The organism is Pseudoalteromonas sp. RB2-MNA-CIBAN-0110 (assembly GCF_040309305.1).
Classification (GTDB): Bacteria; Pseudomonadota; Gammaproteobacteria; order Enterobacterales; family Alteromonadaceae; genus Pseudoalteromonas; species Pseudoalteromonas arctica.
The window spans coordinates 47,181-69,802 of sequence record NZ_JBEOOQ010000024.1; the positions used below are offsets into that span (position 1 = coordinate 47,181).

The 22,622-nt window shown below is 37.3% G+C and carries 20 protein-coding genes; 16 read left to right on the plus strand and 4 right to left on the minus strand.

Annotation, left to right across the window (positions count from 1 at the left end):
* The first annotated feature begins 2 nt into the window (after nt 1–2).
* The 7 genes from moaA (at nt 3) to AAEY68_RS12785 (ending at nt 4,900) form a co-directional block, all read left to right on the plus strand.
* The gene (gene moaA, locus AAEY68_RS12755) at nt 3–974 is read left to right on the plus strand and encodes a GTP 3',8-cyclase MoaA (protein ID WP_024593773.1); all 972 of its coding nucleotides are present in this window, start codon (nt 3–5) and stop codon (nt 972–974) included.
* A 1-nt stretch (nt 975) separates the two neighbouring features.
* Nucleotides 976–1,686 (plus strand): molybdenum cofactor guanylyltransferase, encoded by a 711-nt coding sequence (mobA, locus tag AAEY68_RS12760; RefSeq protein WP_024593774.1) that lies wholly within the window; start codon nt 976–978, stop codon nt 1,684–1,686.
* Entirely contained in the window at nt 1,683–2,222 is a 540-nt protein-coding gene (gene moaB / locus AAEY68_RS12765) for a molybdenum cofactor biosynthesis protein B (protein ID WP_024609783.1), read from the plus strand. Before mobA ends, moaB begins: the two co-directional genes overlap by 4 nt.
* Nucleotide 2,223: 1 nt before the next feature.
* Nucleotides 2,224–2,694, plus strand: coding sequence for a cyclic pyranopterin monophosphate synthase MoaC (moaC, locus tag AAEY68_RS12770; RefSeq protein ID WP_024593775.1), 471 nt, complete (start codon nt 2,224–2,226; stop codon nt 2,692–2,694).
* The gene (locus tag AAEY68_RS12775; RefSeq protein ID WP_024593776.1) at nt 2,672–2,971 is read left to right on the plus strand and encodes a MoaD/ThiS family protein; all 300 of its coding nucleotides are present in this window, start codon (nt 2,672–2,674) and stop codon (nt 2,969–2,971) included. The genes moaC and AAEY68_RS12775 overlap by 23 nt, the downstream gene beginning before the upstream one ends.
* Nucleotides 2,971–3,429 carry a molybdopterin synthase catalytic subunit MoaE gene (gene moaE, locus AAEY68_RS12780; RefSeq protein WP_024593777.1) on the plus strand — a complete coding sequence of 153 codons (459 nt, stop codon included), beginning with the start codon at nt 2,971–2,973 and terminating at the stop codon, nt 3,427–3,429. The genes AAEY68_RS12775 and moaE overlap by 1 nt, the downstream gene beginning before the upstream one ends.
* A 151-nt stretch (nt 3,430–3,580) precedes the next feature.
* Nucleotides 3,581–4,900, plus strand: a complete 1,320-nt coding sequence (locus AAEY68_RS12785; RefSeq protein WP_024593778.1) for a hypothetical protein — start codon at nt 3,581–3,583, stop codon at nt 4,898–4,900.
* A gap of 143 nt (nt 4,901–5,043) precedes the next feature.
* On the opposite strand, the gene AAEY68_RS12790 is transcribed toward AAEY68_RS12785, so the two are convergent.
* Both AAEY68_RS12790 and AAEY68_RS12795 read right to left on the minus strand, forming a co-directional pair.
* On the minus strand, nt 5,044–6,213 hold the full coding sequence (locus AAEY68_RS12790; protein WP_024593779.1) for a zinc-binding metallopeptidase family protein: 1,170 nt from the start codon (nt 6,211–6,213) through the stop codon (nt 5,044–5,046).
* A gap of 87 nt (nt 6,214–6,300) precedes the next feature.
* Entirely contained in the window at nt 6,301–7,074 is a 774-nt protein-coding gene (locus AAEY68_RS12795; RefSeq protein WP_007585227.1) for an SHOCT domain-containing protein, read from the minus strand.
* A gap of 757 nt (nt 7,075–7,831) precedes the next feature.
* Between AAEY68_RS12795 and AAEY68_RS12800 the strand changes: the two genes are divergently transcribed.
* The 6 genes from AAEY68_RS12800 (at nt 7,832) to AAEY68_RS12825 (ending at nt 17,862) form a co-directional block, all read left to right on the plus strand.
* Nucleotides 7,832–11,143: a transglutaminase family protein gene (locus AAEY68_RS12800; protein ID WP_024593780.1), complete on the plus strand. Its 3,312-nt coding sequence runs from the start codon at nt 7,832–7,834 to the stop codon at nt 11,141–11,143.
* Nucleotides 11,144–11,255: 112 nt separating this feature from the next.
* Complete coding sequence (locus AAEY68_RS12805; RefSeq protein WP_024593781.1) at nt 11,256–13,775, plus strand: circularly permuted type 2 ATP-grasp protein; 2,520 nt, start codon at nt 11,256–11,258, stop codon at nt 13,773–13,775.
* Nucleotides 13,772–14,650, plus strand: coding sequence for a transglutaminase family protein (locus AAEY68_RS12810; protein ID WP_024590933.1), 879 nt, complete (start codon nt 13,772–13,774; stop codon nt 14,648–14,650). Before AAEY68_RS12805 ends, AAEY68_RS12810 begins: the two co-directional genes overlap by 4 nt.
* A 46-nt stretch (nt 14,651–14,696) precedes the next feature.
* On the plus strand, nt 14,697–16,151 hold the full coding sequence (locus AAEY68_RS12815; protein ID WP_024593782.1) for a circularly permuted type 2 ATP-grasp protein: 1,455 nt from the start codon (nt 14,697–14,699) through the stop codon (nt 16,149–16,151).
* Nucleotide 16,152: 1 nt separating this feature from the next.
* Nucleotides 16,153–17,085 (plus strand): alpha-E domain-containing protein, encoded by a 933-nt coding sequence (locus AAEY68_RS12820; protein ID WP_350586050.1) that lies wholly within the window; start codon nt 16,153–16,155, stop codon nt 17,083–17,085.
* 123 nt (nt 17,086–17,208) lie between these two features.
* On the plus strand, nt 17,209–17,862 hold the full coding sequence (locus AAEY68_RS12825) for an MOSC domain-containing protein (protein WP_024593783.1): 654 nt from the start codon (nt 17,209–17,211) through the stop codon (nt 17,860–17,862).
* Between the two features lie 6 nt (nt 17,863–17,868).
* On the opposite strand, the gene AAEY68_RS12830 is transcribed toward AAEY68_RS12825, so the two are convergent.
* Entirely contained in the window at nt 17,869–18,777 is a 909-nt protein-coding gene (locus AAEY68_RS12830) for a LysR family transcriptional regulator (RefSeq protein WP_024593784.1), read from the minus strand.
* 129 nt (nt 18,778–18,906) lie between these two features.
* On the opposite strand from AAEY68_RS12830, the gene AAEY68_RS12835 reads away from it, so the two are divergent.
* From AAEY68_RS12835 to AAEY68_RS12845, 3 genes are all read left to right on the plus strand, one after another.
* Nucleotides 18,907–19,344, plus strand: a complete 438-nt coding sequence (locus AAEY68_RS12835; RefSeq protein ID WP_007585216.1) for a PACE efflux transporter — start codon at nt 18,907–18,909, stop codon at nt 19,342–19,344.
* 290 nt (nt 19,345–19,634) lie between these two features.
* Nucleotides 19,635–21,089, plus strand: coding sequence for a sensor histidine kinase (locus AAEY68_RS12840; RefSeq protein WP_024593786.1), 1,455 nt, complete (start codon nt 19,635–19,637; stop codon nt 21,087–21,089).
* Nucleotides 21,086–21,535, plus strand: coding sequence for a response regulator (locus AAEY68_RS12845; protein WP_010552557.1), 450 nt, complete (start codon nt 21,086–21,088; stop codon nt 21,533–21,535). The genes AAEY68_RS12840 and AAEY68_RS12845 overlap by 4 nt, the downstream gene beginning before the upstream one ends.
* A 153-nt stretch (nt 21,536–21,688) precedes the next feature.
* Here AAEY68_RS12845 and AAEY68_RS12850 read toward each other — a convergent pair whose 3' ends face one another.
* Entirely contained in the window at nt 21,689–22,543 is an 855-nt protein-coding gene (locus AAEY68_RS12850) for a putative bifunctional diguanylate cyclase/phosphodiesterase (protein ID WP_350586053.1), read from the minus strand.
* Nucleotides 22,544–22,622 lie beyond the last annotated feature (79 nt).

Consider the following 22,622-nt stretch of genomic DNA (forward strand, 5'->3'; position numbering starts at 1 on the left):
ATATGCTTAATGATCAATTTGGTCGGCAGTTTAACTATTTGCGCCTCTCAATAACCGATGTATGTAATTTTAGTTGTAGTTATTGTTTACCAAACGGGTATCAGTGCGATACGCCGCGTAATTTTTTAAATAAAAACGAAATTAGCACGCTGGTAAATGCGTTTGCAGAGCTAGGTACTAAAAAAGTGCGCATTACAGGTGGCGAACCATGCTTACGAAACGACGTAACCGATATTATAAAGCTTTGTAAAAACACGCCCGGCATAGAAAAAGTAGCCATTACTACCAACGGATTTAATTTATTAAAGAAAATTAATGAATTTGCTGAAGCAGGGCTTGATGCGCTTAATGTCAGTATTGATAGTTTAAATCCGAGTATGTTTAAACTCATAACAGGGCACGACAAACTTAACCTTATTTTAAAAGGGATTGAGCGCGCGGTAGAGCTGGGCATAAAAGATATAAAAATAAATGCAGTGCTTGCCAAGCAGTTTAATAAAAACCAATTGAAGGATTTTTTAGCGTGGGTAAAGCACCACAAAGTTACAGTTCGCTTTATAGAATTAATGGAAACAGGTGACGGCGCAACATTTTTTGAAGAAAACCACTTAAGTGGGCAAACAGTTAAAGCCCAATTACTCGACCAAGGTTGGTTACAAGTCGTTAGGGGGAAACTAAACGGACCCGCTGAGGAGTTTTGTCATCCTGATTACGATGGTCGTATTGGTTTAATAATGCCGTACAGTAAAGATTTTTGTAAAAGTTGTAATCGCTTACGGGTGTCGGCGCTGGGTAAATTACACTTATGCTTGTTTGCCGAACAAGGTATAGATTTACGCGAACTGCTAAACGAGGACGATACTGCAGCGACCGTAAAGGCAATTCGAGCTGCTATGGGCAATAAAGAAATAAGTCATGAGCTAGATAAGCGCTTAACAGGTGCGACAACTCACTTAGCCATGTTAGGTGGCTAATATGGGAGCTGATGTGAATACTCATATAGAAGCGGATATAAAAGTTAAGCGAGATTTTACAGGTGTTGTGCTTGCTGGTGGTAAGTCATCAAGAATGGGCACAGACAAAGCCGATTTAGTTTTAAAAAATAAAACACTATTGCAAAATGGGTGTGATTTATTAAAAGACGCAGGCGCTAAAAACATACTGATAAGCCGCAATATTACAAATCCAGTCAAGTCATCGAGCCATTACTCGCCGAGCGATTATCCCTCAGAAAAGTACGTTAAAGATATATACCCAAATAGTGGACCCCTTGGCGGAATTTACTCAACATTAATAGCCACTGAGCACGACTTACTTATTACTGCGGTAGATATGCCTCTACTTACGAGTAGTTTGCTAAGCACAATAGTGCTGGCTTCTCAGTCAAATAACGTACAAAGTATGAACAATCAATTAAATCAGTCACAAATACATGCTTGGCACTTTGAAAATGAACCGCTACCGCTGTATATTCGTAATACAAGCAGTGTAAAAAATCATTTAAAACACATACTCACAAACGCAAACAGTCATAAATCAATAAAACAGTTTACCCAAAGCATTGGTGTGCAAACGCTTTTATGTAATAAAGCGCATGCATTAATAAACACCAATACACCGGCGCAATTTAAAGCTGTAAATGAGCATTTTGACCTAAGCATTAACCTATTGAGAAGAACATTATGAGCCACACAAGCGATACACAAATACCTTTAAACATTGCCGTACTTACAGTAAGCGACACGCGCGATGCGATTACCGATACTTCTGGTCATTACTTAATTAAAGCGCTAACTGAGGCGGGTCATCACTTAGCCGATAAAGAAATTGTAAAAGATGATGTTTACCAAATGCGCGCTATTGCATCGCAGTGGATAGCCGACGACACCATTCACGCTATTTTAGTGACTGGTGGTACAGGATTTACCGAACGTGATTCAACACCTGAGGCATTTGCCCCGCTGTTTGATAAAAGCGTAGACGGCTTTGGTGAGCTATTTAGACATATATCGTACGGTGAAATTGGTAACTCAACTATTCAATCTCGTGCACTTGCAGGGCTTGCTAACAACACCGTTATTTTTTGTATGCCAGGCTCGACCGGAGCATGTAAAACAGCGTGGACAGGCATTATAAAAGATCAACTTAACTCAATGCATAAACCGTGTAACTTTGCACCGCACATTACCATTGGTAAAAAGTGTGAATCGCGTGAGCAATAGTATGTTAAGCCACGTTGACGAAAACGGCCAAGCTAATATGGTTGATGTATCGCTCAAAGACGTAACCCTGCGCGATGCCTCAGCTGAAGCCTTTATTAGCATGAGTAAGCTTGCCTTTGAACAAGTAATGCTTAATCAAAACAAAAAGGGCGATGTGTTAGGCGTGGCACGTATTGCGGGTATTCAAGGCGCTAAAAAGTGCGCTGATTTAATCCCGCTTTGTCATCCGCTTGCACTTACTAAAGTAGCTGTTGATTTTGAACTTGATGAAGCAAACAGCCAAATTAAAATAACCAGCTACTGCAAACTTGCCGGTAAAACTGGGGTCGAAATGGAAGCGTTAACAGCGGTATCTGTTGCTGCGCTTACTTTGTTTGATATGTGTAAAGCAGCCGACCCACTAATGGAAATTAGCGGCATGCGCGTTACTCAAAAAGCAGGGGGCAAAAATGGTAGTTGGCAGCGAGATTAATCCAAACGATGCTATATCTAGCGCCGGAAAAGTAGAGTTATTGTTTTTTGGGCAACTAAAAGAGCGGTTAAAGTGCAGTAAATTAAGCCTTGAGATTACGCAGCCGCTTAGTATTTTAGAGCTTAAATTAAGATTAGTGAGTCAATACCCGCATTGGCAACCGTGGCTGGAGGAGCGTGAGCTACTTGCAGCGCTTAACCAAACTATGTCATCAAGCGACGAAATAGTGAAAGCAGGGGATGAGCTTGCCTTTTTCCCGCCGGTTACAGGTGGCTAATGAGCATACATATTCAAGTACAAACCGATGATTTTAATGTAGGTGACGAGCACAATACGCTTTGTAGTAATAATAAAAGCGATGGCGCTGTTGTCACCTTTACAGGTTTGGTAAGAGAGTTCAGCAGTGGCGATAACGTTATTGCACTTGAGCTTGAGCACTACCCAGGTATGACCGAGCAACTTCTTCAATCTATTGCAGAGCAAGCACAAACTCGCTGGCAACTGGCGAGAATATGCATTATTCATCGCGTTGGTTACTTAGCACTTGGCGAGCAAATTGTATTTGTAGGCGTGACCAGCCGCCATCGCCAAGCCGCGTTCGAAGGCGCACAATTTATAATGGATTATTTAAAAAACCACGCCACGTTTTGGAAAAAAGAGCACTTTAAAGACTCATCAAATTGGGTTGAGTTTAAACAAAGTGACAAACAAGCGCTGGGTAAATGGGACGAGTGATACAAATATTTAATTATTTACATTCAGTAAAGGCTTTATAGCTCGATAATAAATAACTTATGTAACTCTCAGTTTGCGTGTGAAGTCTGCGTTTTTCGTGTTATAAATCAGCAATATTAGATTGTTAGCTCGACCCAAGTCTGGAAGACATATGCGCACATCAAAAATGTTATATTTTACAATATTATTACTTGTTCTACTTTCAGCTTTTCTTGCTGTATGGGTATATGATTTAAAAGAAGGTAAAGATTTACTAAGCTTTACCATATCTACAGTAAGCTTTTGTATAGCCGTATTAGCTTTATTTATTACTGTTAGAACATATACATCAATTGATAGTGTAAATAACATTAGCAAAATGGAAGGTAACATTTTAGATAATGAAAATTACGTAACCTCACTTCCAGAGTTAATTAATCAGTTTAAGTCCCAAGATGAAAATACATTAGAGAAAGAAATTTTTGACTCTATTGAGCATAAACTAAAAAAAGAGTCAGAAACCGCCGTTCTTTTTGCCGATACCCTGCAATATATAATTGACCTAATTGTTTTATTTCCAGCTGTTTTTAATGCATCAGAAACTAACAAAGTGCTTTATAAAAAGCGTATGGATACAATTTTGTCAGAAGTTGATAGGCGCTGTGAAATATTACACTCGGTGAGTAAAGGTAATTCAATTCAAATAACGGAAACAATAAAGCTATTTAAAGCTGTTGTGTCTTACCAAAGTTTTGTAGCAGATGATAATTTTAATATTCATGCAGACTTACTTCATGTGAGAGGTCCAATTCTTCGTAATCCAGTTACAAAAACCATTTACCATAATTACCTAGGTTTGTATTACAACAAAAAAGGCATGCATTTATTACGAGAGTCGCTAAATATGAACTCTGTAGATATTTTGACGATTGATGGTTTAGAGTTGGCTCAAAAAAATATTAATACCATAGAGCCATCAATACTTGAAGAAGTAAGTATGTATCTTAAATCTGCCGCTGAGCAGTTCGATAAAGCACTTAGAGTATCTAGCGAAGATGTTATGTGGCCTGGTTTTATTAATTACAATAAAGCACGTACGGTATATTTTTTAGCTTTGCTATCAAATAGCGAACTTAATTGGTTAGATATTCTCGACGAAGCAATAGAGTCTCGCAGCAGGTTAAATCGATTGATAGATGAGATTTTAATGATAGACAGATCAAAACCAGCCAATATTGTTAGCACACATTTAAGAGAATTTTTTCTATATCAAGAAGAGTTAGCACGTACAGTAAAATTGAATATTTTACTGTCGAATAATCTAACCAGACAAAATAATGCACCTATTATATATAAAGGGATTAATATCTCTGATATATCAAACGAAAAACTAACTGACTTATTTGTTTCAATACAAAAGTTTTCTACAGTTAGTATTTACCAAGAAAAAATCATAAGTCGACTTAAGAATAACCTCGCTGTGACAAACTAACAAAGCTTCAGCGAGAAAGTAGGGGATATACTATTTTTACGGCTTTTTTCTCATCATAAAAAAGCCACCTACCTATGCATGAAAAGTCATAGCAAGAATAAATGGCTCTTTATTAAAATGTTTTTTGGACTGAGCTTATTTTATTACACTTTTCCAATGCTCACATCAGGCATTAAATTGAGCCTGTTATGGATAGCATGATGGATGAAAGATAACTTAGTTCGCACCGCTTGAGTTAGTACAAATGGGTAGGCATCGGCAAGTCCCATGCTGCGATTTAGTGAATTTAGAATAATCGAAAATTCCATCCAAGTATCTAAAATAGCATCAATCGATGTTTGTGAATTAAAGTAATAAGCACTTTGTGGCAATCTAAGCTCGTCTGCTTCATCTAATTCAAACTCATTACCCGTTGTTGAGCCTGTAATTGAAAAGTTTTTGGCTGTTTCTAAAGTATCGATAATATGCATGTAATGCGCCCATGTTTCTGCCCAGTCTTCATAAGGGTGCATAGTAGCGTATTCACTAATAAAGGTTTCATGCCAGTTAGCTGGCGCACCTTGCTTGTAATGAGTATCGAGCGCTTGCTGGTAATCTAATTCGTCATCACCAAAATATTGCTTACATAAAGTATGTTTTTTTGGTGAATTTGCGATTAGTTGATCAAAATAATAATGACCAAGTTCATGGCGAAAATGACCAAGTAAAGTACGGTAACGCTCACCCATTGCTATTTTAGCTTGAGAGCGTGCTACGTCGTCTGCTTCAGCTAGGTTTATAGTGATATGCCCGCAATCGTGCCCTGTAAATACAACGTCCTGACCTATAATAGGGCTTACAAAGTGATCGCTTACGTTACGGTCTGCTATAAAATCGAAGCTTAATCCGCTTTCAGGTTCTTGAATCGTTGTATTTAAAGGGAGTGATAATGATTTTAATGTATACAAAGCGCGACGTTTTGCTGTCTCCATTTTTTTCCATAATGGAATATGTTCAACAATACTTAAATCGGGCACCGTTTCATTAAAGCGGCACGAAAAACACAGCACTTCGTCTTTATCGGCAACAGGTATAAATGTGTCTAAATTAACCATACCATTGCATACGTGATACTGAGCGTTGTTATCACATTTTTTATAAAAAACTTCAGGCGCTTCTGCTTTGTAAAATAACCCCGATTGCTCATCAATTTCATAGGGTTCAACTTGGTCGAACTCATCATCAATACCCACGGTTCTACCGCAAGCCAAACAATGGCTGCTTTCAAAAAATAAAATAAGTTGATCTGTGCAATTACATTTAAATGTTTTCATATGTTACCGAATAAAAAAGAGACCGTATAAACCACTTTTACTTAGCGCTATGCTATTGGAGGATAGTAGTTAAATCCTTTTTAATAGTTAAATCCTTTTTAATAGTTCAGACTTTTTAATATTAAATTCATCATCACTCAATGCATTAGAGTCGCGAAGTTGTGCTAACTTTTCAATAATTTGAAGTGTTTCGTCTACCGAGTATTGCCCCACAGTATTATTAGCCGGTGCTTCAACTTGGTTTGGTGTTAACGATGCAAAATTCGGCTGCGTTACTTGCTGCGTAAAATCTTTTTGAGGTTCTGGAGGCGTTGGCGTTTGCCCTGAAATTAATGGCAGGGTATTTACATTAATTGTCCCCCACTGACTGTTAAATGTAAGAGAGGTATTATTGCCTTGCTGTTGGCTTACACCACCAATATTATGATCTAACGTGTCGTATACGCTCACTTGTCCATTTAATTCAACGGCTAAGCGATTAGGGAATATAGCGTAGCGAATATTATTTTGCGCACCACTGCTAAATGGGCTGCCTAGATTACCTGGCCACCATTGATTGCTGCCGGGCGTTCCTGCAGGAATAACCGGAAATATTTGGTTATTGCTCAATATATTAGCAAGTTCGTTGCACAAGTTATCAACGGTTGATTTTAAACCGTTGTTAAACATGTCGCCAACCATTGTCATTCCGCCACGCATCCATTGACCAGAACCACCAAGTTCTGGGCAATTAAACTGTGCCATTGAGCAACCGCCGTTATTAACGCTAACTAACATGTGAATTACTGCATCGTGACTGAGGTTATAACGAGATGCTATACCATTAACTAAGTTTTCACCGACATCTGTTAGCTTTTGCATAAGAAAATATCCTATTAGGTAGATTGGGTTGATTTAAAAAATCTGAAAATACGCCAGGGCTGCATTACCTTTAGCATTGATGATAATGAAAAATTAACAGGTTAGTGAGGTGTGCTGGTTTTTCAAATTGGACGTGTTCTGTTTTGTTTGAAATTAAAACACACCACTGCAAAACTAATCTTTAAAGTAAGCATCTATGTATTAAAAGTTGCTTGTTTTATGTCATCGAGATTGTTAGTTTTACTGTAACGTAAGCGGTTAAAAATCGATCTAGTATAGCACCGTTACTTACTTTAACAGCAGCTTTATTGTGAACTATTTCTTACTATTTAATGATTATTTTTAATGATTTTTAAACTCTAAATAAATGCTTTTAATTATACCCGTTTAGCGTTATAAATAACGGAGTAAGTATTTTTAAAAATTAACTTTATTTGTTTTATTTCAATATTTTAAATTAATTAGCTTTAATTGTAAGTTATTTTAAAGCACTATTTTGGTGCATTTTCTGCACCATTAAAAATCTAAAATTGATGGTTTAAATTACACTAAGTTTACTATTTATTGAATTGGTGTGTTTTTCCTATTAATTAGGTCAAAACCTTTATGCATAACGTTGCTTTGTGCAAGAGCCGCGAGTGGATGAACAGTACTACTTAAGCAAGTCTTTTGGTATAAAAATTGCACAAGTGAATTAGTCCAAATAATATTTTCAGCGTTATATTGTGGCCATACATTATTAAAGGGGAATTAATAGATGACAATTACAGTTGGGATTTCGCACCATACTCAGTATAAATACGATCGGTCAGTTAATATGGGGCCGCATATATTCCGATTACGTCCAGCGCCACATAGCCGTACAAAAATTAAAAGTTATTCTTTAAAAATAGTTCCAGAAGATCATTATATAAATTGGCAACAAGACCCTTTTGGTAATTACCAAGCGAGGGTGGTGTTTAACAAGCCAACTACCGAATTTAGTTTTACAGTTGATTTGGTCGCCGAACTAACGGTTATTAATCCTTTTGATTTCTTTTTAGAAGATTACGCCGAAAACTTCCCGTTTGTTTACGATGCTGTTTCAAAGTCAGAACTCACTCCTTATTTAAAAAAACGCAAAGCCAGTCCAAAATTTAAAGAATTAATCGAATCTTTAAACCCTAAAGAGCCGCTTAGAAGCGTTGATTTTTTAGTGGCTGTTAATCAAGCTATTTATGAATTAGTAGGTTATGGCATTCGTTTAGAACCCGGTGTGCAAACGGCAAACGAAACAATAAGTAAAAAAACAGGTTCGTGTCGTGATTCTGCTTGGTTGTTAGTACAATTGTTTCGTCATTTAGGGTTGGCATCTCGATTTGTATCGGGTTACCTAGTACAGCTAACCTCAGATCAAAAATCACTAGATGGTCCAAGCGGTCCAGAAGAAGACTTTACCGATTTACATGCATGGACCGAGGTGTATATTCCGGGTGCAGGTTGGATAGGGCTTGATCCTACCTCGGGTTTATTTGCTGGTGAAGGTCATATTCCATTGGCGTGTACGCCAGAGCCAAGCTCGGCAGCGCCGGTAACCGGCGGTATAGACGACTGTAAATCTGAGTTTAGCTTTTATAATAAAGTAACGCGTGTACACGAAGACCCACGTGTTACTAAGCCGTATTCTGAGGCGCAGTGGGCGGCAATTAACCGCTTAGGTCAGCACGTTGACAATGTTTACAATGAAGAAAACATACATTTAACTATGGGTGGCGAGCCTACGTTTATTTCTATTGACGATATGGAACATCCTCAGTGGAATACTGATGCCGATGGTAAAGAAAAAAGAATATTAGCTCAAAATTTATTTGTAGAAATGAATAAAGTATACACAAAAGGTGGCTTTACTCATTACGGACAAGGTAAATGGTATCCGGGTGAGCCATTACCACGTTGGCAATACGCATGTTATTGGCGCAAAGACGGCGAGCCTTTATGGCAAGATGCTGCACTATTAGCCGATCCTAATAAAGATTATAAATTTGATCATACCGATACTAAAAAGTTTGCTGATAAACTGTGTGACTCACTTGGTCTTGAAACCAAGGCACTTACTACGGCTTATGAAGATATTTTATATCACATGTGGCAAGAAGCCTCATTACCTACCGAAATAAAGCCAGATCAACCAGAACTTCTCCATGCAATGAGCCGAAAAGGCTTTTTAGCCAAAATGGATAAAGGCATAGAAAAGCCTGTTGGCTATGTTCTACCTTTAAAATGGAACGATAGTAAAAACTGTTGGCAGTCGTGTACGTGGGAGTTTAAACGGGGTCATTGTTTTTTATTACCGGGTGAATCACCACTTGGTTATCGCCTACCTTTAGACAGCCTTGAGTGGAGCGGCAATATTATTGACCGCGACCCGTTTGATATTCCAGAAAATTTTACCAAAGCTAAAAAGCTTAAAAAGGGCTTTATTGGTAAAGAAATGGTTAAAACTGCGCTTGTAATGGAAGTGAGAGAGGGGCGTTTATATATATTTATGCCACCAACAAGTCATTTTGAACATTACATGGGTTTAATAAGTAGTATAGAGAGTGTGGCTAAAGAACTTAAAATGCCGCTTGTTATTGAAGGCTATAGCCCACCTAAAGATAGCCGCGTAGAAAAATACGCTGTAACGCCAGATCCAGGTGTTATTGAAGTAAATATTCATCCTTCAACATCGTGGGATCAATTAGTCAGTCGAACCACAACGTTATACGGTTTAGCAAAAGAATGCCGATTAGGTACCGATAAGTTTATGGCAGATGGTCGCCATACTGGTACTGGTGGTGGTAACCATGTAACGCTTGGTGGCGAAACACCTGAGCAAAGCCCATTTTTACGTAGACCCGATATTTTAAGAAGTTTTATTACCTATTGGCAGCATCATCCTGGTTTGTCGTATTTATTTTCGGGGCTTTTTATTGGTCCTACAAGCCAAGCACCGCGAGTGGATGAAGCCCGTGATGAAGTTTTATACGAGCTAGAAATTGCCTTTTCACATATGCCCGAAGGTGAGGTGCCTGAACCTTGGTTAGTTGATAGGTTACTGCGTAATTTATTAGTGGATTTAACGGGTAATACACACAGAGCAGAGTTTTGTATTGATAAGCTCTATTCACCCGACTCAGCCACAGGTCGTTTAGGGATTGTAGAATTTAGAGGCTTTGAAATGCCTCCACATTCACAAATGAGTTTAGTGCAAATGCTACTGTTGCGTACTTTACTTGCTTGGTTTTGGAAAAAACCTTACCACAAGCCATTAATACGTTGGGGTACAGAGTTACACGACAAGTTTTTATTACCACAATATGTAGAAAACGATTTAGCTGAAGTAAGCCGCGATTTACAACAGGCAGGTTTTCAATTTCAGTTAAGTTGGTTAAATCCATTTTTTGAATTTAGATTTCCGGTATGTGGCACGCGAGAACTTGATAACGTCACACTTGAGCTTAGAACCGCAATCGAGCCTTGGCATGTACTAGGCGAAGAGGCAAGTGCGTCGGGTACGGCGCGCTATGTAGATTCGTCATTAGAAAGAGTGCAAATAAAAGTACAAGGAACAATGAGCGATCGCTATGTTGTAACGTGTAATGGTCGAAGAGTGCCGCTTAAACCGGTTAAAGGTAAAGCAAAAGATGAAATGGTCGCGGGTATACGATACAGAGCTTGGCAACCACCTACAGCGCTTCACCCAACTATTGGCGTACATGCTCCATTAGTTTTTGATTTAATTGATACGTGGGAAGGTCGTTCAGTTGGAGGCTTTGTATATCATGTGAGCCATGCTGGAGGTCGTAATCCTGAAACGCTACCGGTTAATGCATTTGAAGCTGAAGGGCGCAGGGTTGCAAGATTTTGGGAGCATGGGCATACACCATCGTTACTTGCATCAGCAGAACCAAGCTGGAGCCCATCGGCGGTTACGCATAGTTTTCAATCGGCGCAAAGCGCAAGTGAATACGTGGTACCTGATGAAGAAAGTAGTAATCCTGATTATCCAAATACCTTGGATTTACGTAGGCAGCCTAACTTTAAATAATAATTGATAGTTGTGTCATTCCACTTTGAAATTATTTAAAGTGGAATGACTAAATATTTTTAAAGCATCATTATGAACACGGCTATTTACTATAAATTGGAGCGCTTTCAGCTTGTATATTAACAATAACGCGATGCCGGAATTGCCTGAGTGGTTGTCTTTATACCTTGATAAATCACATGGACATGATGAACTAGCAAACCACAGTGGTTTAAACCCAGACCATTGGGATACTTTATTTAAGCGTTTAGCTAGTCTAACAGCAGATGATGTTAGTAGCCGCGCTACAGAAATTAGCCAATTGCTACAAAATGGCAATATTAAAAATGAAAGCAATAAGCAGTGGCATTTCGACCCATTGCCATTTATGTTATCTAAAGCTGATTGGGCATTGCTTGAAGAGGGAATAAAACAAAGAACCCTTTTATTAAATAAAATTCAGCAAGATATTTACGGTGACCAAACATTATTAGTCGATGGTCATATTCCTGCAAAGCAGCTTTTTCAAGACCCTAATTACTTACGCGAAGGTTTTAGCTTACCTAGTAACGAATTAACACTATTTTTTACTGCATTAGATGTTTACCGCACGCCAACAGGCGAATTTAAAGTATTAAGCGATCATTGTCAGTGCCCGTTAGGCTTAGGGCTATTAATTAAAAGCCGTATTATTGCAAGGCGTGTAATGGCTGAAGAATTTGCCGAATGTAATGTTCAGCAAATTAAAGAATTTTTAAATTTATTCCAAGAGGGTATTAATGAATATACCCACTACATGGATGACCCACGAATTGTAATTCTAACCCAAGGAATTGATGACCCTAACTACAACGAGCATGCATTCCTATCTACCTACTTTGGCTACACATTAGTACAAAGCGCCGACTTAACCGTACGTGGTGGTGACGTTTGTTTAAAATCGTTACAAGGCTTGGGTAAAATTAATGTCATTTTACGCTGGGTTTCTGATCGTTGTATTGACTCTTTAGAGCAAACTGAATATTCACTTCATGGTATTCCGGGCTTATTACAATCGGTACGACAAGGGTCGGTTAAGGTTTTAAACCCGTTTGGTAGCGGTGTGCTCTCGTCACCTTCAATAAAATGCAACTTAGAAAAGTTATCGCAGCAAATTTTAAAACAACCGCTGTTGTTAGGTGAGCCAAATTACTTAAGTGTAAAAGAAGCGCAAGCCATTGATTGGAATAACCTCGAACTACTATCTGCTATAGACCCTACACTTAAGTTAGATGGAGTGTTAGACGAGCAAGAAATAAAGCTACTTATTAGCAAAGAACCCGATAATTACTTTTTCCAAGAAAAGCCTTCTTTTAGCAGTGCACCATTTTGGCATGACGGGCAATTAATCTCCAAGCCAGTGGTGTTTAGGTGTTATGCATTAACCACAGAAAATGGCGTAGAAGTACTTCCTTCAGCACTGTGTTTTTCGAACGAAAAAAGTAACAACCCGAGAATATCTGGTTGGATCAAAGATACATGGATAAATACAGCCGATAGAGTTGATTTAGGCGAGCATAATCCACCGGTGCCAATTAGAAAAAGAATGGATGTAACGCTACTTGAAGGGGTTATTTCGAGCCGTACGGCTGAGCACCTTTTTTGGTTGGGTCGATACTTAGAACGCTGCGAAAACACCATACGTATATTGCGTATTTTTATAGACAAGTACACCGAGTTTTCTGTTTACCCAGATTCAATACGAAAAAGTATAGTTGCACGGCTTTCTAATGCCATTAGGTCGCAATATATTGTTTATCCCTATATAGAACCTGATTTAAAACTAGATGGCATTGATGTAAATCTGTCTAAAGAAACTGCTTTTCAACTCCTTGCAGACGAGCAATGCGCTGGCAGTATTATTAATACATTAAAGTACATTGCTAATGCGTCGGTGCAAATTCAAGAATTACTATCTCATGATAGCCGCCGAATAATTGATGATATTAATGAGCAAATTAAAGTATTTAAAAATGTAAATATTAATATTCCAACGCGTGCAATGCAAAGCAGCCTAGATAGAGTTATAGGCTCAATTATGGCTTTTAATGGCTCGATTACAGATTGTATGCCAAATAGTAATGGCTGGTTTTTACTCGAAATGGGCAGAAGAGTAGAGCGTAGCTTACAAATAACATCATTAAGTGCGGCTTTATTAACCAAAGAGTTAGACGAGCCCGAAGAGCTTGGCTTACTTGAAGCAGTGCTAAGTTGCCAAGTTAGTTTAGTTACGCATAAGCGCCGATACAGAATGTATCAAACCATTGGTACAGGGCTTGAGTTATTACTTTTAGATGCTGAATACCCACGTTCTTTATTATTTCAGTTAGAGGAAATTAATAAGTTGTGTAAGCATTTACCCACAAAACGCAGACAAGGCGTAATTGCGGCACACGAAAAAGCAATTTTACTGTCTAAAACAAGTTGTTATGTAACTGAGAAAGATTACCTACAAAAAAGTGAAAATGGACAACGTAACCAGTTAATCGAATTTAACCATAATACGCGTATGAACTTAGATACATTTTGTGATGTATTATTACTACAGTATTTTTCTCATACCCAAACGGCAAATAAATTGAACTGGACTAATATTGAGCAAGCTCAATCGTGAAATATAAAATAAAGCACTCGACTACATACAACTATTCAGACTTTGTTAGTTTGTGTCAAAACCAAGCGCGATTAACGCCAAAAACGAATCGCGGGCAAATATGCCACAGTAGCCGTGTAGAAATTGAACCTACACCTACTTACTTACAGACATTTACTGATTATTTTAATAATCAGGTAACAGCGTTTGAAATAGCAATACAGCATAAAAAACTTAAGGTAACGATGATCAGCGAGGTAGAACTGTTAGTCGGCGCTAATAGTAATTTAGAGAGCGTTGATATTGCTTGGCGAAAAGTACGTGATTTATTGGTTAAACCAAATACAGCGGAATTATTAAAAACGTCTGAATTTGTACTACCTTCACAACTTATTCCAATAGATAAAGGAATTAAGGAATACGCATTAATTTCGTTTGATGCACACAAAAATATAATTTCTGCATGCAAAGATTTAATGGCACGGATTTTTCATGAATTTCATTATGATCCTGGTTTTACAACAATTAGTACGCCTTTGAGCACTGTTTTTGCACAAAAAAGGGGCGTTTGCCAAGACTTTGCACACTTTGCGCTTGCATGCTTACGCAGCGTAGGGTTAGCAGGTCGATACGTAAGTGGGTACATAGAAACTATGCCACCAGAAGGCGAAGAAAAGCTAGAAGGTGCAGATGCAACTCATGCATGGTTTGCGGTATTTGTTCCAAACTTTGGTTGGGTTGATTTTGATCCAACAAATAATGTTTTACCACGCGATCAGCATATTACTCTAGCCGTAGGGCGAGACTTTTCTGACGTAACTCCTTTAAAAGGAGTGGTATTTGGTGGCGGTAGTCAATTGCTTGATGTAGCAGTTGATATGATTCGAATGGAATAGCAGTTTAACTACGTCATATATGATGATGGATAAGGTGAAAGAGTGTATGAAAATTGATTGGAAAGCGTACCAAACAAAAGGTTTCTTTGATGAATTAATTGATGCACAAGGAAACGTTAGATCGCATGGAACACAATTAGCACAATTTTTTGCTAATTTATCAGCAGAAGAATTAGTAAAAGCCAGAGCGGTTGCTGATTTAGCAATTAAAGAAATGGGTATTACTTTCACGGTTTACAACGAAGGTAATATGATTGATAGAGCCTGGCCGTTTGATATTATTCCTCGTACAATTGGTAAAAAAGAATGGCAAAGCGTAGAGGTTGGTTTAAAGCAACGTGTTGAAGCGCTTAACCTTTTTATAGATGATTTATACCACGACCAAAAAATAATAAAAGATGGTATTTTTCCAAAAGGGTTACTAGAAAAATCAGTTAACTTTCGCCAGCAATGCGTGGGAATAAACCCGCCAAATAAGATATGGGCGCATATTTGTGGCTCAGATTTAGTACGCGATGGTAGCGGTACAATGTATGTGCTTGAGGATAACCTGCGTGTTCCTTCTGGTGTATCTTATATGCTTGAAAATCGCTCTGTAATGAAGCGTGTATTCCCTGAATTATTTGAGCAAGTGTCGATTTTACCTGTTGATGATTACCCTTCACAATTATTTGATATGCTAGCGGCAATGTCGCCTCGTCCACAAGATAAACCAGAAGTCGTGGTACTTACTCCTGGGGTATTTAACTCCGCTTATTTTGAACATTGTTACCTTGCCCAAGAAATGGGTTGCGAACTGGTAGAAGGGCGCGATTTAGTTGTTGAAAAAGATGACTGTGTATACATGAGAACAATCACAGGGCTACAACGAGTTGATGTTATTTATCGTCGTATAGATGATTTATTTTTAGACCCAGAAGCCTTTTTACCAGAATCCCAACTTGGCGTTCCTGGATTAATGCGTGCTTGGTCTAAAGGTAATGTTGCTTTGGTTAATGCACCAGGCGCAGGTGTTGCTGATGACAAAGTAGTTTACGCCTATGTACCTGAGATGATTAAGTACTACTTAGGCGAGGAAGCTAAACTTGCTAATGTCCCAACGTTCAAATGTTTAGACCCGAAAGAATGCGACCATGTGATTAAAAATATCGATAAGCTTGTTGTTAAACCAGCAAATGAATCTGGCGGATATGGATTATTAATTGGTCCTAAATCGACTAAAAAAGAACAAGAAGCGTGTATTGCTCAAATTAAAGCGGACCCACGAAACTGGGTAGCTCAACCAACATTAGATTTATCAACAGTACCAACATTTGATGGTAATAAACCAGATGGTCGACATACCGATTTAAGACCGTTTATTTTATCATCAGGTAAAGATACGCAAGTTACCACTGGTGGATTAACGCGTGTTGCTATGGTTAAAGGCTCTTTGGTGGTTAATTCATCACAAGGTGGTGGCAGTAAAGATACTTGGATTGTTGACGAAGAGGCTAAATAATATGTTATCAAGAGTAGGCGAAACTTTATATTGGGTATCTAGATACATTGAGCGCGCGGAAAATGTAGCTCGTTTAATCAACGTTAACAATTTACTGATGATGGACTTACCCAAAGGCGTATGTACCGGCTGGGAGCCATTAATTGATATTATTGGTGTGCGTAAAGCGTATTCAGAAAACCATACTGATTTTACTGAACAAAAAGCATTAAGGTATTTACTTGTTGGTAGTGATAACAGCTCGTCAATTTTAAACTCTATTACCTCGGCACGAGAAAGCGCACGTACAATCCGCGATGTAATACCTCGAGATGTATGGGAAGAAATTAACTCTCTTTATTATTATGTAAAAGATAATCAAAAAGAAGGGATAACAAAGCGCGGACGTTTTGATTATTTAAAAAAGATTATAGATTCAGCCCATCAAATATTTGGGGCGTTAGATGCCACAATTAATCATGATCAGGGCTATGTTTTTATCCGCTTTGGTTCGATTATAGAGCGCGCAGATATGACATCGCGAATTTTAGATATTCGCTCTGCTACGTTAATTACTAATGAAGAAAAAGTGAAGCCGTTTGATAATATTCAGTGGATCAGCTTATTGCGCTCATTAAGTGCTTATCAAATGTATCGCCAAGAAATGGGCGTTAGAGTACAGCGTGCTGATGTAATAGAATTTGTGATGCACAGCAAAGTATTCCCACGATCTATTTTATTTTGTATGAATGAATTAAAAGCATTGGTTTTACCTTTGCCAAACTCAACAGAAATTATTAAATCAATTGATGATGCAATTGTTGAGTTAGAAAATAAAGACGTACGAGTACTTAAAAATGGTCTGTTGCATGACTTTATCGATGAAATACAAATAGACTTAGCTGGAATACATAACGGACTGGCCGAAACGTATTTTTTAAAACAAGCAGAATAATAAAAGCTGTCTATTGTGAAATGACTGCTTAGTCTTAAGCGGTCATTTTTTTGCTTAAATTTATTTATAATAATTTTAAAACCTGCATAATTAATCTTTACTTCCTCATCCGTTGGTATCGCAATGAAAATCATCTCGACTAATATCTCTAAAATTAAAACTCTTATTCATAATGGTAAAGAGGTGAAAACGGGAATATTCAAAACCCCAACTAACAAACCTGTTGTTATTGAAAAGCTAAACATTATAGGTGACGAGCAAGCTGATTTAGTTAATCACGGCGGGGTAGATAAAGCGGTATATGCTTTTTCGCACAATCATTATGAGTATTGGAAACAAATCCTCGAGAATGATAATTTGGCAGTAGGTGCCTTTGGCGAAAACTTCACGATTTCTGACCTTGATGAAGCGAATATACACATAGGTGACCATATTCGAATTGGTACTGCATTACTTGAAGTAAGCCAGCCTCGTGTACCTTGTTTTAAACTCGCTATCGCCCTTAATAATAAAAACAGCCTTAAATTGTTTACGCAGCATTACTGCACTGGCGTGTATTTTAGGGTACTAGAGCAGGGCGTTGCAAAAACGGGTGATAGTGTTGTTATCGAGAAGAAAGCCTCGCACGACATATCAGTTAAAAAACTGTTCCAGGCATTTTTTGATAAAAAATACGTAGGTTATGAAGACATACTTTTAGAAGCATTAACTTTGCCAGAGCTTGCTGTAGAGTGGCAAGAAAAGCTAAAGAAGAAGCTTGCTATTAAAAGTGAATAAAGCAGTTTAAAACTGTTTTATTCCCGCGCTATCACTCTTTAAAAAGTGTTGCTGCAACCTATTTATTAAACTTTGAAGAACAGGTCCTGTTGATTGGCTTCTTGAAACAACGCATCCCACAGGAGTAAGCCAACCGCCTTGTTCATGAGTAACGGGTAGCGTTACCACTTCAGCTTGGTTTATATACCTCTTAATAGCAAACTCGGGTACAAGCGCCCAACCAATACCCTGAACTACTAAGTCGATAAGGGTTTGATGTGTATTTGCGTACCAAATTCTAGAGCTAATTGCGTAGCTAAACCATAACTCTTTTTGGCTAAGGCTGCGATGAACACATTGCCTATGGGCTTTTAAATCATTGCTTGTTACAGCCTTTAGCTTTGCAAGCGGGTGTTCTGGTGATGAAATCGTTAAAAATCGAGCTTGACCTAATAGAAAAAAATCCATATCAACTTTTAGTTCCCCATCACTATAAATGATACCTACTTGTGCTTTTCCTATTTTTACTAAGTTTTCTACATCGTCAGTTGTTGTCGATATTATTTCGAAATTAGTAATCGGGAACTGATCAGCAAGTGGGGCAATCACTTTTAAAATATCTTGATTATTTAGGCTTTCATCAATAGCTATAATTACCTCATGCTCATAATTTTTTGCTAATGCATCCACTTTTTGGTCAAAATACTTTTGCTGATGAAGTATAGAGTATGCGACAGGTAACAATGCCTTACCACTGATCGTTAAGCTGGGTATATTTTTATTACGCGTAAACAATGTTTGATTAATCGCTATTTCAAGATTAGAAATAGCTTGGCTAATTCCCGATTGTGCACGGTTAAGCTTTCGGGCTGTTGCCGAAAAAGATCCTGTTTCTACCACGGTTACAAAAATTTTTAGTTGCTCAAAACTATACATATCATTCAACTTAAAGGTGAGTACTTATTTGCTCATCTTATCACTAAAGGTGATGGCTACTAACTTTGCAAATAATTAAATTATGTCACTATTATTTTCTTTAATTATTTGGCGTAAAAGGGGTTAATTATGGATGCAAAAATGGGGTCGCTAGAGAGGATGTTTCAGGCTGTTTTGTTTGAAGTATTAGCGGTAACGCTGTCGATTATTGGTTTGGCTGTATTTACAGAGCATGCAATATCGGCTTTATCAGGCACTATGATTATAATTGCAACGATTGCGATGTGTTGGAATTTTGTTTTTAATTGGTTTTTTGACAAAGTAGCTACCGGTGCAAAAGAGCAACGTTCTGTATTATTTCGTATTTTTCACGTGATTTTATTTCAAGGCGGGTTACTTGTTTTTACTATTCCCGTAATGGCGAGCATTTTAAACGTAGGCTTATGGGAAGCATTAATAATGGATATCGGCGTAACTTTTTTTATAACCCTTTACGCTTTTACTTTTAACCTAGTGTACGACCACACACGAGCCTATATTTTTCATTCAAAAAATGCTGCATGTTAATACACTTTTTAAATATGGGATGACTTAACAAAGTTTTGTATTTAGCTACTGGTGTATTTGCCAATGCACCAGCACTTTTAGAGGCGTAATATTACCCAAGTTTGCTTTATAGTGGCAAAAAACTAATAAAGGATCTTTTTATTAAAAGTGAATAAAGCTAAATATCAACTGTTATTCATAGAGGAGCTAGTAAAAAAGATAAAATCTGCTATACCTAAGGTTATAAATACTATAATTATTATAGTGTTACTTAAAGATTTTTGGGTTAGTAGCTAAAATAGGTGTCGTATATGAATATCTCAAGAAAACTGATGCTTATTGTAATATTAACTGCAGCAGAGATAAGTATTACTGTCTACTCAGCTTTTGAAATAGCTAAAGGGGCTAAGTTTCATCAACTTAACTTTCTTCATTTAAAGTATACACATCAACTTACCAAGTCAGTTAAAAAAATAGAAAATGATATCCCCATAGATATAAATGCCATTGAGTCGGATATATTGTTAATTAGGCAGCAACCTATTGAATGTATTGAACAAATAAACCCGTTAAATTATGCTGTTATGAAAGTTATTAACACAGATCATACATTAACAATCTGTGAAAACGATATTGAAATTGCTGATAAAGCCTTATTGTCAGTTAATCAGTATAAAAAGGGGGAACTTAGTAGAGACGCTTTTTTACTAAATCTTAATACTTCGCTAAGTGGCTTTAATAAAAATACGGAGCTGTTTGAGGAACCAATTAGAAAAACAGTATCGTTTATACTAATGACGTTAATTCCACTTGTTATAATCATATCTTTTTTTAATATTCTTTTTATAAGTTATCTTTCTCGCACAATATCGAGCTCTATTCGAAATCTAACTCTACTTTTATCAAGTAAGCCCGAAAACAATATTAATCTGGACGATGAACTTGATATAAAAACGTCGGGTGAATTAAAAGCACTCGTTATCGCGGCCAGACAGCGAATTAAAAATGATCTTTTAAATATTGAAAACAGTATTGAACTCAAAGAGATTATAAACAGCCAAACAGCTTCCCTGCAGCAAGCAAATGATGAGCTTGCCCAGTTTGCTTATCGGGCTTCCCATGACCTGAAGTCACCGCTGTCAGGGGCTAAATCCTTAGCGCATTTTGTTATCGAAGATATAAAAGCGGGAGACACAGAGGAGGCAAGCCGAAATGCACTGGTTATTTATCAACAAATGGAAAAGTTAGAAACACTTGTTGTTGATATTTTATTGTTAGCCAAAGCTGAAATTGGTAATGAGGATAAAGATTTAATTGACTTTAATCAGTTAATTATTGATATGAAAGAACGACTGTCTTGGCTCATGAAAGATAATCCTTGTACGCTCGAAACAACAATTAATCTATCAGTACCTATAAGGTCTGAAAAAGCGCGTTTTGCTCAAATTATTGAAAATTTGATATCAAATGGGTTGAAGTATTACGACAGAAATAAAGACTCGCCTTATGTCCGCTGTGATATTTTTAATGAGCAAGAGACGTTTTTTATTACTGTTACAGATAACGGAATGGGAATACCACAAAAGCATCAAAGTGAAGTGTTTGATATGTTTAAGCGATTTCATGCACAGACAAGTACGGGGTCTGGTTTAGGGATGGCGCTGGTTAAAAAACATATTGAGTATTTAAATGGTGAAGTATCACTGCAAAGCTCTGATGAAGGTACGACGTTTAAAATAATAATACCAATGGATAAGCTAACATGACAAAAATTAAACCCCCTATATTAATTGTCGATGACAATGAAGTTGACCGGTATATTCTTAAAAGATTAATTAAAGAGGCTGAATTAGATCTTACAATTTTTGAAAAAAAAGATGGCCAGGAAGCATTAGAATTTCTAGAAAATTATGAAGCTAACAGAAAAGAGTACCCTGATGGATTTCCTCCAATACTCATATTTTTGGACATCAATATGCCAAGAGTCAATGGTATTCAGTTTTTAGAAGAGTTTTCTAAACTGAGGAAGATGATAGAAATCAGCTCGTGTGTGGTTATGATGTTTAGCTCATCAGAAAGAGAAGAAGAAAAAAAGATTATAATGTCACACGATTTTGTTAAAGGTTACCTTGTAAAAGGAAGCTTTCAGGCAGCAGAGTTAAAAGAAAAAGTATTGGCTGTCATCGGTCAGCATTTGGAAAAACACAGCTGATTTGCATGTGTTTTAGGTTTTAACCCGCTAGGCTGTGCCAATTGGAGAGCCTTTAGTTTGAGTATGTGGCACAAACCAAAGGTTTTTAGCTTAAGGTTACACAGGTGTTTGATTTAAGCTTCAATTTTACAAAGGCTCAAAATAACCTATTTATTAAAGGCTTATTTTTTTACTATAGTCATCGAGCAGCAAATTAATTTCGTTTACAGGCATAGGCTTTGAAAAGAGAAAACCTTGCAAGTAGTCTATATTTAATTTTTTACACAGCTGATGCTGGGTTTCAGTTTCGATTCCTTCAGCTACCACAGAAAAATCTAGTTTCTTCAGCATTAAAGATAAGCTCTCGATTATTTTTAATCGCTTATTATTTTCTCCACCTAACGATTGCATGCTTTTGTCTAATTTTACTATATCAATAGGGTAGGAAATAAGGTGAGATATGGATGAATAACCCATACCAAAATCGTCCAAAGCAATCCTAAACCCTTTATTAGACAGAGAAGTTAATATCTCAATCACTTCTTTACTGTTTTCCATAAAAGCTGTTTCTGTTATTTCCAGAATAATACTACTGGTTTTTAAATTGTATTTTTCGACCGTCTCTAATAGATACGTTTGTAAAACTTCTCTTTGCAGCTGTATCGGTGAAATATTAATAGATAGAGTTAACGGCGTTTGATAGTCTTTCTGCCACAAAGATAACTGCTTTAAAGCGCTCGCAATTATCCATTTTCCAAGAGGGGCTATTAATCGGCACTCTTCAGCAATAGGAATAAACTCATCGGGGGTATAATTAACGGTTGTATCTGGCCAACGGATAAGGGCTTCGACACCTGTCATTATTTGTGTTTTTGAACAATAAACAGGTTGATAAAATAGCCTAAAGTTTTTTTCCTCTATATGCTCTTTTATACTATTTTGAATATCTACCCGACGACTAAATTCATATTGATATTGCTCTTTGTAAAAGCTTATTCTACTTTTACCACTTTGCTTTGAGCGATACATTGTGAAGTGGCATAGTTAATTTGGCCACCTACTTAGAGATGTTATTATGCATCTCATCAAACGTTAGGTGATACAAATG

What these genes read in the sequence shown, in the direction of transcription:
- AAEY68_RS12775 (WP_024593776.1), top strand. Translation starts at nt 2,672, where the DNA reads ATGGTAGTTGGCAGCGAGATTAATCCAAACGATGCTATATCTAGCGCC.
- AAEY68_RS12825 (WP_024593783.1), top strand. Translation starts at nt 17,209, where the DNA reads ATGAAAATCATCTCGACTAATATCTCTAAAATTAAAACTCTTATTCAT.
- AAEY68_RS12850 (WP_350586053.1), bottom strand. Translation starts at nt 22,543, where the DNA reads ATGTATCGCTCAAAGCAAAGTGGTAAAAGTAGAATAAGCTTTTACAAA.
- AAEY68_RS12830 (WP_024593784.1), bottom strand. Translation starts at nt 18,777, where the DNA reads ATGTATAGTTTTGAGCAACTAAAAATTTTTGTAACCGTGGTAGAAACA.
- AAEY68_RS12795 (WP_007585227.1), bottom strand. Translation starts at nt 7,074, where the DNA reads ATGCAAAAGCTAACAGATGTCGGTGAAAACTTAGTTAATGGTATAGCA.
- AAEY68_RS12800 (WP_024593780.1), top strand. Translation starts at nt 7,832, where the DNA reads ATGACAATTACAGTTGGGATTTCGCACCATACTCAGTATAAATACGAT.
- AAEY68_RS12840 (WP_024593786.1), top strand. Translation starts at nt 19,635, where the DNA reads ATGAATATCTCAAGAAAACTGATGCTTATTGTAATATTAACTGCAGCA.
- moaB (WP_024609783.1), top strand. Translation starts at nt 1,683, where the DNA reads ATGAGCCACACAAGCGATACACAAATACCTTTAAACATTGCCGTACTT.
- moaA (WP_024593773.1), top strand. Translation starts at nt 3, where the DNA reads ATGCTTAATGATCAATTTGGTCGGCAGTTTAACTATTTGCGCCTCTCA.
- AAEY68_RS12835 (WP_007585216.1), top strand. Translation starts at nt 18,907, where the DNA reads ATGGATGCAAAAATGGGGTCGCTAGAGAGGATGTTTCAGGCTGTTTTG.
- AAEY68_RS12815 (WP_024593782.1), top strand. Translation starts at nt 14,697, where the DNA reads ATGAAAATTGATTGGAAAGCGTACCAAACAAAAGGTTTCTTTGATGAA.
- moaC (WP_024593775.1), top strand. Translation starts at nt 2,224, where the DNA reads ATGTTAAGCCACGTTGACGAAAACGGCCAAGCTAATATGGTTGATGTA.
- AAEY68_RS12785 (WP_024593778.1), top strand. Translation starts at nt 3,581, where the DNA reads ATGCGCACATCAAAAATGTTATATTTTACAATATTATTACTTGTTCTA.
- AAEY68_RS12790 (WP_024593779.1), bottom strand. Translation starts at nt 6,213, where the DNA reads ATGAAAACATTTAAATGTAATTGCACAGATCAACTTATTTTATTTTTT.
- AAEY68_RS12845 (WP_010552557.1), top strand. Translation starts at nt 21,086, where the DNA reads ATGACAAAAATTAAACCCCCTATATTAATTGTCGATGACAATGAAGTT.
- moaE (WP_024593777.1), top strand. Translation starts at nt 2,971, where the DNA reads ATGAGCATACATATTCAAGTACAAACCGATGATTTTAATGTAGGTGAC.
- AAEY68_RS12820 (WP_350586050.1), top strand. Translation starts at nt 16,153, where the DNA reads ATGTTATCAAGAGTAGGCGAAACTTTATATTGGGTATCTAGATACATT.
- mobA (WP_024593774.1), top strand. Translation starts at nt 976, where the DNA reads ATGGGAGCTGATGTGAATACTCATATAGAAGCGGATATAAAAGTTAAG.